The 12,961-nt window shown below is 68.2% G+C and carries 13 protein-coding genes; 7 read left to right on the top strand and 6 right to left on the bottom strand.

Annotated elements, in window-relative coordinates; translation table 11 throughout:
* The first annotated feature begins 92 nt into the window (after nucleotides 1-92).
* The 5 genes from efp (at nucleotide 93) to ACIGII_RS03035 (ending at nucleotide 4,471) form a co-directional block, all read left to right on the top strand.
* Entirely contained in the window at nucleotides 93-662 is a 570-nt protein-coding gene (gene efp / locus ACIGII_RS03055) for an elongation factor P (protein ID WP_399635046.1), read from the top strand.
* Nucleotides 663-847: 185 nt separating this feature from the next.
* The gene (locus ACIGII_RS03050; RefSeq protein WP_399635045.1) at nucleotides 848-2,188 is read left to right on the top strand and encodes a TRZ/ATZ family hydrolase; all 1,341 of its coding nucleotides are present in this window, start codon (nucleotides 848-850) and stop codon (nucleotides 2,186-2,188) included.
* A gap of 13 nt (nucleotides 2,189-2,201) precedes the next feature.
* On the top strand, nucleotides 2,202-2,933 hold the full coding sequence (gene ubiG, locus ACIGII_RS03045) for a bifunctional 2-polyprenyl-6-hydroxyphenol methylase/3-demethylubiquinol 3-O-methyltransferase UbiG (protein WP_399635042.1): 732 nt from the start codon (nucleotides 2,202-2,204) through the stop codon (nucleotides 2,931-2,933).
* On the top strand, nucleotides 2,899-3,618 hold the full coding sequence (locus ACIGII_RS03040) for a phosphoglycolate phosphatase (RefSeq protein ID WP_399635041.1): 720 nt from the start codon (nucleotides 2,899-2,901) through the stop codon (nucleotides 3,616-3,618). The genes ubiG and ACIGII_RS03040 overlap by 35 nt, the downstream gene beginning before the upstream one ends.
* Nucleotides 3,619-3,763: 145 nt before the next feature.
* Entirely contained in the window at nucleotides 3,764-4,471 is a 708-nt protein-coding gene (locus tag ACIGII_RS03035; protein WP_399635040.1) for a squalene/phytoene synthase family protein, read from the top strand.
* 271 nt (nucleotides 4,472-4,742) lie between these two features.
* Here ACIGII_RS03035 and ACIGII_RS03030 read toward each other — a convergent pair whose 3' ends face one another.
* From ACIGII_RS03030 to yidD, 3 genes are read right to left on the bottom strand one after another with little or no spacing between them, the layout of a single operon-like run.
* A complete protein-coding gene (locus tag ACIGII_RS03030; protein WP_399635037.1) occupies nucleotides 4,743-5,588 on the bottom strand; it encodes a M23 family metallopeptidase in 846 nt (281 codons plus the stop codon).
* The gene (locus tag ACIGII_RS03025; RefSeq protein WP_399635036.1) at nucleotides 5,588-6,934 is read right to left on the bottom strand and encodes a dihydroorotase; all 1,347 of its coding nucleotides are present in this window, start codon (nucleotides 6,932-6,934) and stop codon (nucleotides 5,588-5,590) included. The genes ACIGII_RS03030 and ACIGII_RS03025 overlap by 1 nt, the downstream gene beginning before the upstream one ends.
* Nucleotide 6,935: 1 nt before the next feature.
* Complete coding sequence (yidD, locus tag ACIGII_RS03020; protein WP_399635033.1) at nucleotides 6,936-7,190, bottom strand: membrane protein insertion efficiency factor YidD; 255 nt, start codon at nucleotides 7,188-7,190, stop codon at nucleotides 6,936-6,938.
* 271 nt (nucleotides 7,191-7,461) lie between these two features.
* On the opposite strand from yidD, the gene dksA reads away from it, so the two are divergent.
* Nucleotides 7,462-8,658 carry an RNA polymerase-binding protein DksA gene (dksA, locus tag ACIGII_RS03015; protein WP_399635030.1) on the top strand — a complete coding sequence of 399 codons (1,197 nt, stop codon included), beginning with the start codon at nucleotides 7,462-7,464 and terminating at the stop codon, nucleotides 8,656-8,658.
* A 318-nt stretch (nucleotides 8,659-8,976) separates the two neighbouring features.
* Here the strand turns inward: dksA and ACIGII_RS03010 are convergent, their stop codons facing one another.
* The 3 genes from ACIGII_RS03010 to cysS all read right to left on the bottom strand — a co-directional run bounded on the left by ACIGII_RS03010 (nucleotide 8,977) and on the right by cysS (nucleotide 12,114).
* Nucleotides 8,977-10,230 (bottom strand): MFS transporter, encoded by a 1,254-nt coding sequence (locus ACIGII_RS03010; protein ID WP_399635027.1) that lies wholly within the window; start codon nucleotides 10,228-10,230, stop codon nucleotides 8,977-8,979.
* On the bottom strand, nucleotides 10,227-10,670 hold the full coding sequence (locus tag ACIGII_RS03005) for a SufE family protein (RefSeq protein WP_399635026.1): 444 nt from the start codon (nucleotides 10,668-10,670) through the stop codon (nucleotides 10,227-10,229). The genes ACIGII_RS03010 and ACIGII_RS03005 overlap by 4 nt, the downstream gene beginning before the upstream one ends.
* Before the next feature lie 73 nt (nucleotides 10,671-10,743).
* On the bottom strand, nucleotides 10,744-12,114 hold the full coding sequence (gene cysS, locus ACIGII_RS03000; protein WP_399635023.1) for a cysteine--tRNA ligase: 1,371 nt from the start codon (nucleotides 12,112-12,114) through the stop codon (nucleotides 10,744-10,746).
* 196 nt (nucleotides 12,115-12,310) lie between these two features.
* Between cysS and ACIGII_RS02995 the strand changes: the two genes are divergently transcribed.
* Complete coding sequence (locus tag ACIGII_RS02995) at nucleotides 12,311-12,871, top strand: hypothetical protein (RefSeq protein ID WP_145480090.1); 561 nt, start codon at nucleotides 12,311-12,313, stop codon at nucleotides 12,869-12,871.
* Nucleotides 12,872-12,961 lie beyond the last annotated feature (90 nt).

Here is a 12,961-nt window from a genome sequence, read left to right as displayed (position 1 = left end):
AAAAAACGTGTCTCCCCGCCGTCGCCGGTGGGTTTCCCATTCTATCCGGCTCGCCGCGCCTGCGCGGCGTTTGCCCATTCAGGAGTTTCAGCATGGCCACTGTTGGCATGAACGACGTCAAGAACGGGATGAAGATCCTGGTCAACAATGAACCGGCGGTCATCACCGAGACCGAGTACGTCAAGCCGGGCAAGGGCCAGGCCTTCACCCGGATCAAGTACCGCTTCATCCGCACCGGTCGCGTGGTCGAAATGACCATGAAGGCCACCGATGACGTGGAAAAGGCCGACGTTGTCGACACCAACATGGACTACATGTACAGCGACGGCGAGTACTGGCACTTCATGGACCCGGAAACCTTCGAACAGGTCCAGGCCGACAAGGCCGGCATCGGCGATGCGAAGAACTGGCTGAAGGGTGAAGAGTCCTGCATCGTGACCCTGTTCAATGGCTCGCCGATCTTCGTGCAGCCGCCGAACTTCGTTGAACTGAAGATCGTCGAAACCGACCCGGGCGTCCGTGGCGACACCTCGGGCGGCGGCGGCAAGCCGGCCACCCTGGAAACCGGCGCCGTGGTCCGCGTGCCGCTGTTCGTCAACCAGGATGAAATCATCAAGGTCGACACCCGCTCGGGCGAATACTCGGCCCGCGCCGGCAAGTAATTCGACGACGTCGAATGACGGTAGAGCCGACGTAGAGCCGACGTAGAGCCGACTGTTAGTCGGCTGCTCTAAGCGGAGTCTGAACGCGCGTCGCGAACGGCAGCCGACTGACAGTCGGCTCTACCTTACCCGCACATCGCGGTGATCCCGCAGCGTCGGATCGCCGCCCCCCAAAGCGAGACCGCATGACCGACACCGCACGCATTCCCGAACCCTGTGACCTGCTGATCGAAGCCGGCTACGTGGTCCCGATCGAACCGCATGCGGTGGTGCTGGAAGACCATGCCGTGGCCGTGCGCGGCAGCGAGATCGTCGCGATCCTGCCGCGTGCCGAGGCGCGTACGCGGTTCGCGCCGAAACAGACCGTATCGCGCCCGGACGCGGCGCTGATGCCGGGCCTGGTCAACGCGCATACCCACAATCCGATGACCCTGCTGCGCGGCGTCGCCGACGACCTGCCGCTGATGGTGTGGCTGCAGCAGCACATCTGGCCGGTGGAAGCGGCGGTGATCGGGCCGGAGTTTGTGGCTGACGGCACCACCCTGGCTATCGCCGAAATGCTGCGCGGGGGAACCACCTGCGCCAACGAAAACTACTTCTTCGCCGACGTCCAGGCCGCCGTGTACAAGCAGCACGGGTTCCGCGCTCTGGTGGGCGCGGTAGTCATCGATTTCCCGACTGCCTGGGCCAGGAGCGACGATGAGTACTTCGCCAAGGCCGGCGAGCTGCACGACCAGTGGCGCAACGACCCGCTGATCGGCACCTCCTTCGCGCCGCACGCGCCGTACACCGTCAGCGACGCCAACTTCGAACGCGTGCGCATGCTGTCCGACCAGCTGGACATGCAGGTCCACCTGCATACGCATGAAACCGCGCAGGAAATCAGCGATTCGATCAAGCTGCATGGCCAGCGCCCGCTGGCGCGGCTGGACCGGCTGGGGCTGGTCAACGACCGCCTGATCGCGGTGCACATGACCCAGCTGACCGACGCGGAGATCCACCTGTGCGCCGAACGTGGCGTCAGCGTGGTGCATTGCCCCGAATCCAACCTCAAGCTGGCCTCCGGGTTCTGCCCGGCGTGCGCGCTGCAGCGTGCCGGGGTCAACCTGGCGATCGGCACCGACGGCTGCGCCAGCAACAACGACCTGGACATGTTCAGCGAGAACCGCACCGCGGCCATCCTGGCCAAGGCCGTGGCCAATGACGCCACCGCGCTGGACGCGGCCACCACCCTGCGTGCGGCCACCCTGGGCGGCGCACGCGCGCTGGGCTTCGGCGACCGCATCGGCTCGATCGAAGTGGGCAAGCAGGCCGACCTGGTCTGCGTGGACCTGTCGGCGCTGGAAACCCAGCCGCTGCACCACGTGCTTTCGCAGCTGGTGTATGCCGCCGGCCGTCACCAGGTCAGCGATGTCTGGATTGCCGGGCAGCCCAAGCTGGTCCAGCGCGAGCTGGTCGGCATGGACACTGCCGCCATCGTGGCCAACGCCCGCCAGTGGCGCGAGCGTATCCGCCACGTCCGCTAACCAAGGACTTCCCATGAACGCCCCCCACGCTTCCACCAATTTCGATCAGGCCGAACTGGACAAGTTCGCCGCGCTCGCCAACCGCTGGTGGGACGCCGACGGCCCGCAGAAGCCGCTGCATGCGCTGAACCCGGTGCGCCTGAAGTACGTTGCGGACCGGGTCACGCTGCGCGGTGCGCGCGTGCTCGACATCGGCTGCGGCGGCGGCCTGCTCAGCGAAGCGCTGGCCCAGGCCGGCGCGGACGTGACCGCCATCGACCTGGCCCCGGAGCTGGTCAAGGTCGCCCGCCTGCACGGGCTGGAGTCGGGCGTGAGCGTGGATTACCGCGTGCAGGCCGCCGAAGACCTGGCCGCCGAGCAGCCGGGCAGCTTCGATGTGGTCACCTGCATGGAAATGCTCGAGCACGTCCCGGACCCGGGCGCGATCATCGCCGCCTGCCACCGGCTGCTCAAGCCGGGCGGCCAGCTGTTCCTGTCCACCATCAACCGCACCCCGGCTGCGTTCGCGGTGGCCATCGTCGGCGCCGAGTACATCGCCCGGTTGCTGCCGAAGGGTACGCACCACTACCAGGAATTCATCAAGCCGGCCGAACTGGGCAAATGGCTGCGGGCGTCCGACTTCAACCTGCGCGATGTCAGCGGCATGGCCTATGAGCCGTGGCGCAACCGCGCGCGGTTGAGCTCGCGCACCGACATCAACTACCTGGCCCATGCGGTCAAGCCCGACGCCGACGGCCGTGGCTGAGGCCGGTTTCCCCAAGGCGGTGCTGTTCGACCTGGATGGCACCTTGCTGGACAGTGCACCGGACATGCTGGCCACCGCCAATGCGATGCTGGACGCACGCGGGCGCCCGGCGATAACGCTGGAGGCACTGCGCCCGGTGGTGTCGAAAGGCTCGCGTGCGATGGTGTCGGTGGCCTTCCCGGAGCTTGGGCAGGACGCGCGCGATGCGCTCGTGCCCGAATTCCTGGCGCGCTATGAAGCGCTGATCGGTCAGCATGCGGTGCTGTTCGACGGCGTGGCCGGCATGCTCGAGGCCCTCGAAGGGGCGGCGTGTGCCTGGGGCATCGTCACCAACAAGCCGGAGTACCTGGCGCGCCTGGTCCTGCCGCAGCTGGGCTGGGAAACGCGCTGCGCGGTGCTGATCGGCGGCGACACCCTGGCCCAGCGCAAGCCGCACCCGCTGCCGCTGCTGGCCGCGGCCGAACGCATGGGCATCGATCCGGCCACCTGCATCTATGTCGGCGACGACGAGCGCGACATCGTCGCCGCCAACGCCGCTGGCATGGCCTCGGTGGCCGCGCTGTGGGGCTACCGCCTGGACGACGACAACCCGTTGTCGTGGGGCGCCGAGGCCATGATCGAACAACCGGCTGAACTCCAGAAAGCGGCCGCCTGGCCGGCCGCCCGAATCAACGCCGGCCACTGACAGGCCGACACGTACCGCCCGTTGGCAGGACAGGCCCGGCAGGTACCGACCGTTGGTCGAACAGACCCGGTAGGTACCACCCGTTGGTCGAACAAACCGGTAGGTACCGACCGTTGGTCGGTACGCTCTTCATCAGGACATCCAAATGACCACCTCCACCGCCCTCGACAGCTTCCTGGACAAATGGCGGACCCGCTGGCCGGAATGGCAGGTCGCCGAACCGTTCATCGCCGAATCCCAGCGCACCCTGGTGGTGGCATGGTTCGCGCTGCTGCAGGAATTCGACGACATCCTCAACACCAGCGGCGACCCGATGCCGGCCGATGCCAAGCTGGCGTGGTGGGGCGAAGAGCTGCGCAGCTGGTCGGCGCAGCGCTCGCGTCACCCGCTGGGGCGCATGCTCGAGCCGGTGCGCGCGCCGTGGGCCGAGCTCGCCCAGGCCCTGCCGGACCTGATCGAAGCGCGCGCGGCAGCGGTCGACCCGGCGCAGGCGCGGCGCGCGCTGCAGGCGTACGGCGCGGCAGTAGCGGCGGTCGAAGCGGTGATGTTCGAGACCCCGGCGCGTGGCGACGTGGCCACGCCGGTGGTGCTGCAGGCCCTGGCGCAGCGCCTGCACGAAGCCGGCGTGGCAGCGGTGCCGCGTTCGCTGCTGGGGCAGGGCGAGGGCGATGCGGCGCAGCGCTGGGGGCAGCAGCTCCTGCGCGACTGGCCGGCGCGCGTAGCGGGCCCGCGCCCGCGTCGCCTGTATGCCTCACTCGCGCGCGCGCGCCAGCAGGCCTGGGCGCACGGCCGCGAGCTCAAGGCCACCCCGGTGCGCACGCTGCTGCGCACCTGGTGGGCCGCCCGCGGGTGACCGAAACACGTGCCGACCAACGGTCGGCACTACCGTCCGGACAGATCCCGACCGTCGTTCGGTACACGCCCGACCGCCCCGGCAGGTACCGATCGTGGGTCGGTACGCGCCCGACCGCCCCGGTAGGTACCGACCGTTGGTCGGTACGCCGAACATCCCGGTAGGTACGACCGTTGGTCGGTACGCGCCCGAACATCCCGGTAGGTACCGACCGTTGGTCGGTACGCCGGCCGAACATCCCGGTAGGTACCGACCGTTGGTCGGTACGCCTTCACCGTCCGCGTTCGAGCACCAGCAGCGGGTCGATGCGCGTATCGAACCAGTTCATGCCCCAATGCAGGTGCGGCCCGGTGGCACGGCCGGTGGCACCCACCGCCGCAATCACCTGACCCTGCTCAACCCGGTCGCCCACCTTCACGTCGATGCGCGACAGGTGCAGGAAATTCGAACTGATCCCGAACCCATGGTCCAGCAGCAGCGTGCCGCCGGTCAGGTACAGGTCGGGTCCAGCGAAGGTCACGATCCCGGCGGCCGGCGCCTTGACCGGCGTGCCGGTCGGCACCGCGATATCCATCCCCGAATGCCCCGACCCCGGCTGCCCGTTGTACACCCGCGCATTGCCGAAGCGCCCGCTGATCCGCCCCTGCACCGGCCAGATGAAGGCCTGGGCAAAATCGGCACGATTGTCATCGCGCGCCCGCGCCGCAGTCACCTGCGCCTGCTCCCGCTTGATCCGCTCGGCAATCGCCGGCGGCGGGTTCACGGTCTTGGGCGGCACGCCGTTGACGCGTTCCACCGGCCAGTCGCGCGGGGTCACCGCGATGCGCACCGTGTCGCTGCCGCCATCGGGTCGTTGCACCTGCACCTGCAACGGGCCTTTCTCGTCGCGGCCGATCCCGAACACCACGCTGCCATAGCCGCTCACCCGCAGCGTGCGCCCGGCGTACTGCACCACGCTGCCGGGGGGCACCTTGCCGATCACCATCGCACCCTGCGAAGCACTGGCCGGAAACACCACGCGGGCGTCGGCCTGGGCCACGGCGGGCGAGGGCAGCAGGCCGATCACGGCCACCGGAGCCAGGGCCAGCAGGCCCAGGCGCACTACCGTTGCCCGCATCAGCGGTCGTAGCTCATGCGCTGGCCGTTCGGCGCGCCCACCAGCTGGGTGCCGTCCCAGGCCAGCTGGCCGTTGACCCAGGTCGAGGCGATGCGCGAACGGAAGGTCATGCCCTCGAACGGCGACCAGCCGCACTTGGACAGCACGTCTTCGCGCTTGACCGTGAACGGTACGTCTTCCACCAGCACCAGGTCGGCCCAGTAGCCTTCGCGCAGGTAGCCGCGCTGGCTCACATCGAACAGCTGCGCCGGCGCGTGCGCGAATTTCTGCACGACCTGGGTGATCTCCAGCTTGCCTTCGTGCACCAGCTCCAGTGCCGCCACCAGCGCGTACTGCACCAGGGGCAGGCCCGACGGCGCCTGCGCATACGGCTTCTGCTTTTCTTCCCAGGTGTGCGGGGCGTGGTCGGTGGCCAGCACGTCGATCACGTTGTCGGCCACGGCCTGGGTCAACGCTTCGCGGTCGCTCACTTCCTTGATCGCCGGGTTGCACTTGATCAGGTTGCCCAGTCGCGCATAATCGGTTCGGTCGAAGCGCAGGAAGTGGATGCAGGTTTCGGCGGTGATCTGCTTGCGGCTGCCGTCGGCGCGGATCAGCGGGCCCTGCTCGAACAGCTTCAGCTCATCGGCGGTGGAGATGTGCAGCACATGCAGGCGGGTGCCGTGCTTCTTCGCCAGGGCCACGGCCAGCTCGGACGATTTCAGGCAGGCCTCGCGCGAGCGGATGTCCGGGTGCTGTTCGGCGCTCAATGCATCGCCGTACTTTTCCGCGTATTCCTTCGCCTTGGCGTCGATCATCGGCGTGTCTTCGCAGTGGGTGATGATCGGCGTGGGGGCGTACTTGAAGATCGCGTCCAGGGTCTCGGGGTTGTCCACCAGCATGTTGCCGGTGGAGGCGCCCATGAATACCTTGACGCCGGGCGTGGTCAGCGGGTCGATCACCTTGACGTCGGCCAGGTTGTCGTTGCTGGCGCCCATGTAGAAGCCATAGTTGGCGCGCGCGCGACCGGCAGCAGCGTCGTACTTGGCCTGCAGGGCTGCCGCGTTGAGCGTGGGCGGGTTGGTATTGGGCATGTCCATGAAGCTGGTCAGGCCACCGGCCACGGCCGCGGCCGATTCGGTGGCGATGTCGCCCTTGTGGGTCAGGCCGGGTTCGCGGAAGTGCACCTGGTCGTCGATCATCCCGGGCAGCAGCCAGCGCCCGCCCGCCTCGACCACGATGTCGCCGTCCTGCGGCTGCAGGCCGGTGCCGATCTGGGCGATGCGGCCGTTGTCGATGCGCAGGTCGCCGGTGAAGACGCGACCTTCGTTGACCATGCGGGCGTTGACGATGAGCGTGGAGGACATTTCAGTGTTTTCCTGTGCAGCGGCAGTCGGCGTGCGCGGTGCGCGGCGGCACCTCGTCCACGCCACCGGGATGGAAGGGATGGCAGCGCCCCAGCCGGCGCACGGCCAGCCAGCTGCCACGCGCGGGGCCGTGCGTGGCGATGGCCTGCATGGCGTATTCAGAACAACTGGGGACGAACCGGCAGCGCGGCCCGAGCAGGGGGCTGATGAAGCGCTTGTAGAAGCGCAGCAGGGCGATGAGCAGGTGGGAGATCACCCCCCAATCTTAGAGCAGTTGGCATGAAGGCCGCATTTGTCGCAGGATGGGGTGTTGGACCCGTCCGCGCGCAGGCGCGGCGGGCCGCTCCCGGCGCCCGCGCCGGGTCAGGTTCCGAACTGCGCAGCTCGCTCCGCCCAGGCGGGGCGACGGCCACGCACCGCTGTGTTCTCCGGCTGAACGGAGTGGGCGGAGTGGTTGCTGCTGCTGGTCGGGTAGGCTATAAAGGCCCGCTTTCCCGGGCCCCGGGGAAACCAAGGAAGAGCGTTTCGTGGCTGCTAAAAAAACTGCAAAGAAGGCCGTCAAGGCCGCCAAGAAAACCGCCAAGCCTGTTGCTAAGAAGTTGGCGGCCAAGTCCGTTGCCAAAAAACCGGCCGCCAAGCCGGCAGGCAAGCCTGCATCCAAACAACCGGCGGCCAGGACGGCACCCGTGAAGAAGTCGGTCGCCAAGGCGCCGGCCAAGGCGGTCAAGAAGGCGCCCGCGAAAAAGCCGGTGGTCAGCAAGGCGCCGGTGAAGAAAGCCGCGGCGGCCAAGCCGTCGGCGGCAAAGAAGCCGGTCGCAAAGGCGCCGGTGAAGAAGGCCGCGCCGACCCGCACGCCGGTCGCGAAGAAATCCGTTACGCCGGCGGCCAAGTCCGCGCCGGTGAAGAAGTCGGCTGCCAAGCCTGCGCCGGCCAAGCCGGTAAAGGCCGCCAAGCCGGCAACCAAGCCGGCCGCCAAGCCGGTTGCAGCACCCAAAGTGAAGTCCGCACCGAAGCCGGCACCGCCGGCACCGGCCAAGTCTGTCCCGGCCAAGGCCGCGGCCAAGCCTGCTCCCGCTCCGGCCCCCGCGCCGAAGCCGGTGGCGGCAGCCCCCGCGCCGAAAGCCCCGCAAAACAAGAATCCCGTGCCCGTTTCGAAATCGCCTGCAAAAACTCCCGTGAAATCCGAATCCGCCCCCAAGCCTGTGTCGCGTCCAGTTGGCAAGGTCGCCGTTGCCGTGGCAGCGCGTTCGTCCGCCCCGGCCCCGCGCACCAAGTTCAAGGTGGTCGAGTACAAGACCGACGAAGCCACCGGCCGTCCCATCCTGCCCGACGGTTACAAGCCGAGCGCGGACGAGGAGTACATGAGCCCGCTGCAGCTGGAGTATTTCCGCCAGCGCCTGCAGAGCTGGCGCAACGAACTGGTCGAGGAATCCAAGCAGACCATCGCCAACCTGCAGGAAGAAGTGCGTGACATCGGCGACGAAGCCGAGCGCGCTACCCGCGAGACCGAGAACTCGCTGGAACTGCGCACCCGCGACCGTTACCGCAAGCTGATCGGCAAGATCAACAGCACGCTCAAGCGGCTGGAAGACGGCGACTACGGTTTCTGCGTGGACACCGGTGAAGAAATCGGCCTGGACCGCCTCGAAGCGCGCCTGACCGCCGAACGCACCATCGACGCCCAGGAGCGTTGGGAGCACCTGCAGAAGCAGCAGGGCGACTGATCGCTGGTTGCTGATTGACGCGAGAAACCCGGCTTCTGCCGGGTTTTTTGTTTACGCAAAGGCAAAGGCAAAGCCGGCGTCTTTGCTGCTACGTGCAGGGGCGTCCGCCGGGCAGCCCCCTCCGGGACACGCCGTGAACCCATCCCTGGGGGCTTGTCAAAAACATCCATGTTTTTGACAGTCCCTACGGGGGCTACCCGGCGGCCGCCCCCATACAGGGTCGTGTGCGGTTGCAAAAAGCAGCCGGCCCTCAGCTCGAGATCGATCAGTTGAGGGTTGTTCGCCACGATGCTTGAAGCAGCCACGCAGGGCGTCGCTCTACTGGAGGTCGCGCAGGTTGAGGCGGCGCAGGGTGGGGTTCTTCCAGGCGGTGATGCCGGCGACGCTGAGTACGGCGAATCCGCCCAGGACGACGGCCGGGACCAGACCGAGCAGCTTGGCCATGGTGCCGGCATAGAACGCGCCCAGTTCGTTGGAGGAACTGATGAAAATGCCGTTGATCGACGATACCCGCCCGCGCATCTCCTCCGGCGTGGCCAGCTGCAGGATGGTCGAACGGATCACCACCGACACCCCGTCGAAGGCGCCATAGAACAGCAGGATCACCGCCGACAGCCAGAAGCTGTGCGACAGACCGAAGCCGATCACGCACAGCCCGAACCCGGCCACCGCGAACAGCAGGACCCGGCCGGCATGCTGCTGCAGCGGGTGCCGTGCCAGCCACAGGCCCACGCACACCGACCCCAGGGCCGGCGCCGCGCGCAGGATGCCCAGGCCCTCGGGCCCGTGGTGCAGGATCTCGTGCAGGAAGGCCGGCAGCATCGCCACCACGCCGCCCAGCAGCACCGAAAACATGTCCAGCGCCATCGCCCCGACCATGATCCGGTTGCCCAGCACGAAGCGGCCGCCTTCGGCGATGCTCTTGAAGATCGGCGCGGCCGGGCCGCTGTGCACCGGTTCGGACACCCGCAGCGTGGCCAGGCAGCCCAGCGCGGCCAGCGCCGCCACTACCGCGACGCCGTAGGACAGGCTCTTGCCGCCCCAGGCCACCAGCAGCCCGCCCAGGGCCGGGCCCACCACCATGCCGGCCTGGAACACCACCGACCCCAATCCCGCGCCGCGCGCGAACTGGTGCCGTTCCAGCACCCGCGCGAACAGCGCGTTGTAGATCGGCGACAGGAAGGCGCGCACCATGCCGGTCATCGCCACCGCCGCGTAGATCGGCCACACCCCGTGGAAGGGCAGCCAGCCTTCGGCCACGGCGGTCAGCACCACTGCGGTCAGTACCAGCCCGCTGCAGGCCACCATGCCCAGCCGGCGGCGCGGCAGGTGGTCCACCAGGTAGCCGGCGAACGGCGCCACGCAGAAGAACGGCAGCACCTCGGCCAGCCCGACCAGGCCCAGCGAAAACGGATTGCGGGTGACTTCGTAGATGTGCCAGCCGACCGTCACCGCGACGATCTGGTAGGACAGCATCGCCAGGATCCGGTAGGCCAACAGCAGCGCGAAGCCCGGCCGGGCCAGCAGGCCCAGCGCGCTGTCGCCGGGCTCGGACGGGGCAGGGGCACTCACAACGCCGACTGCGCCTGCGCGGTCTCGCGGATGAAGGCCAACATCGCCGCCACGCCGTTGCTGCGGGTCGGCGACAGGTGCCGCGACAGCCCGATGTCCTGGATGTAGGTCGGCTCGGTGGCCAGGATTTCGGCCGCCGAGCGCCCCGAGTACACCCGCAGTGCCAGGTAGATCAGGCCCGAGACAATCGCCGAATCGCTGATCGCATGGAAGCGCAGGGTATCGGCATTGCCTTCCGGCACGATCCACACCATCGACTGGCAGCCGAGCAGGCGATGCTCCTCGGTCTTCCATGCGTCCGGGAAGGCGGGCAGCTTGCGGCCAAGGTCGATCAGGTACTGGTAACGCTCGGACCAGTCGCCGAAGAACGCGAATTCGTCGGCAATGGCGGCCTGCGCGTCGGCAGCCGTGGGTTCAATCGGGAACGGGGAATCGATCACGTCACTCTCTACGGTTGTCACGGAACGCCGGGCCACCCCGACGGTTGCGCCCGACCGGGGGTCGGGCGGCCTTTCAACGCTTGCGCGACCAGCGCACGCCCTGCGCGGTGTCTTCCAGCACGATCCCTTCCTCGTCCAGCTGCCGGCGCAGCGCATCGGCCCGGGCGAAGTCGCGTGCGGCCTTGGCCGCGCTGCGCTCGTCGATCAGCGCCTGGATGCGCGCATCGTCGCCGGCGTCGCCGCCGTCGGTGCCGAACCACGCGGCCGGGTCCTGCTGCAGCAGGCCCAGCGCCTGCCCGGCGCCGAGCAGGGCGGCCTTCCAATGCGCCTTGTCGGCGGCCTCGGCACGGCGTGCTTCCGCGCCCAGGCGGGCCAGCTCGGCCAGCGCCTGCGGGGTGTTCAGGTCGTCGTCCAGCGCGGCCTCGATCTCGGCCGGGATGGCCGGGGTCGCGGTCACGTCGGCCAGGTCGCGCAGCGTGCCGTACAGGCGGTCCAGGGTCCGTACCGACTGTTCGATCAGCGCGTCGGACCAGTCCAGCGGCTGCCGGTAGTGGGCCGACAGCAGCGCGTAGCGCAGCGCTTCGGGCGCGTGCTGGCGCACCAGGTCGTGGACCCGCTCGATGTTGCCGATCGACTTGCTCATCTTGGCGCCGCCGAAGTTCAGCATGCCGTTGTGCAGCCAGAACCGGGCGAAGGTCTGCCCGCCGTGCGCGCATTCGCTCTGCGCGATCTCGTTCTCATGGTGCGGGAACTGCAGGTCCACGCCGCCGGCATGGATGTCGATGGTCGGGCCCAGGTGCGCGGCGGCCATCGCCGAGCATTCGATATGCCAGCCCGGCCGGCCACGGCCCCAGGGCGAGTCCCAGCCCGGCAGGTCGTCGCTGGACGGCTTCCACAGCACGAAATCGCCCGGATCGCGCTTGTACGGGGCCACGTCCACGCGGGCCCCGGCCAGCATCTCTTCCGGGTCGCGGTTGGACAGCTTGCCGTAAGCAGCGAACGAGGCCACCGCGAACAGCACGTGGCCTTCGGCCGCATAGGCGTGGTCGGCGGCGATCAGCTGTTCGATCATGGCGATGATCTGCGGGATGTGCGCGGTGGCTTCCGGCTCGATGTCCGGCGGCACCACGCCCAGCGCGGCCATGTCTTCACGGTAGGCGGCGGCGAAGCGGTCGGTGATGGCCGAAATCGGCACGTCCTGTTCGCGCGCGGCCGTGTTGATCTTGTCGTCCACGTCGGTGATGTTGCGGGCGTAGCGCAGGCCGCCGAAGCGGCGCCGCAGCAGGTCGGCCAGCACCCCGAACACCACCGGGCCGCGCGCGTTGCCGATATGCACGTAGTTGTAGACCGTGGGGCCGCACACATACAGGGTCGGACAGGTCGGATCGAGCGGGGTGAACGGTTCGAGCTGGCGTGTCAGGGTGTTGTGCAGGCGCAGGGTCATGGGGGCGTAGGGCCGGGGGTGTAGGGGCAAGCCTTCGATTTTAGATCACATCGGCCGCCCGCGCCGGTCCCGGGTGGGCAGGGGGGTCGGAAACGGCACGGTCCGGGATGGGCAGATGCGTCGCGGAAGGGTAATGTTCAGCCCCTTGTGCCTGTCACTGCCTACACTATCCCCCTTGTCCTCGAACCAGTTGCCAATGAAATCCGCTTCGTTGCTGACGCTGACCTGCCTGCTGGGTAGCGCCGCCTTCATGGCGTGCGCCCAGGAAGCCGAGGTCCGTAACCGGGTGGTGATCGTGGAGAACGTGAAGTTCGACTATGCGCAGGTGCTCAACGTGGAACCGGTGTTCCAGACCCTGCGCGCGACCCGCACCGAGGAGCATTGCGAGCCGGTGTCGACCCGGACCCTGGCGCCGGTCAACGTCACCGGCGAAGAGCCCCAGGAAGAAAAGGGCCGCTTCGGCCGCTTCATGGACTCGGTACGGTCGATCTTCAAGCGCGAGGACGGCAGCGTCGAGGAGATGGCCCCGGTGGTCGAGGCCCCGGCCAGCAACAACGGGCCGCTGCTGACCCGCGACTGCCGGATCATCCCGGTCGGCCGCGAGTTCCGCCGCCCGATCGCCTATGACGTCGATTACGTCTACAAGGGCACCAAGTACCGCTCCCGCCTGCCGGAAGACCCCGGCAACCGGCTCAAGATCCGGGTGTCGATCACCCCGTGGGTCGGGCCGGAGCAGGGTGGCGCCGCCAATCCGTGACGCGGGTATCGACCAACGGTCGATACCTGCCCCCTGGATCGCGATCCAGGGTTGCGCGTCCCCCCTACGCATGTAAAGATGGGCGGCCAT

It is taken from the genome of Stenotrophomonas sp. NPDC077420 (assembly GCF_044543385.1).
Taxonomy (GTDB): domain Bacteria; phylum Pseudomonadota; class Gammaproteobacteria; order Xanthomonadales; family Xanthomonadaceae; genus Stenotrophomonas.
This window is presented reverse-complemented; position numbering and strand designations above follow the sequence as displayed.

Bases quoted from the DNA above. Each gene is read 5' to 3' on its own strand.
- efp (WP_399635046.1), top strand. From the start codon at position 93: ATGGCCACTGTTGGCATGAACGACGTCAAGAACGGGATGAAGATCCTG.
- ACIGII_RS03050 (WP_399635045.1), top strand. From the start codon at position 848: ATGACCGACACCGCACGCATTCCCGAACCCTGTGACCTGCTGATCGAA.
- ubiG (WP_399635042.1), top strand. From the start codon at position 2,202: ATGAACGCCCCCCACGCTTCCACCAATTTCGATCAGGCCGAACTGGAC.
- ACIGII_RS03040 (WP_399635041.1), top strand. From the start codon at position 2,899: ATGCGGTCAAGCCCGACGCCGACGGCCGTGGCTGAGGCCGGTTTCCCC.
- ACIGII_RS03035 (WP_399635040.1), top strand. From the start codon at position 3,764: ATGACCACCTCCACCGCCCTCGACAGCTTCCTGGACAAATGGCGGACC.
- ACIGII_RS03030 (WP_399635037.1), bottom strand. From the start codon at position 5,588: ATGCGGGCAACGGTAGTGCGCCTGGGCCTGCTGGCCCTGGCTCCGGTG.
- ACIGII_RS03025 (WP_399635036.1), bottom strand. From the start codon at position 6,934: ATGTCCTCCACGCTCATCGTCAACGCCCGCATGGTCAACGAAGGTCGC.
- cysS (WP_399635023.1), bottom strand. From the start codon at position 12,114: ATGACCCTGCGCCTGCACAACACCCTGACACGCCAGCTCGAACCGTTC.
- ACIGII_RS02995 (WP_145480090.1), top strand. From the start codon at position 12,311: ATGAAATCCGCTTCGTTGCTGACGCTGACCTGCCTGCTGGGTAGCGCC.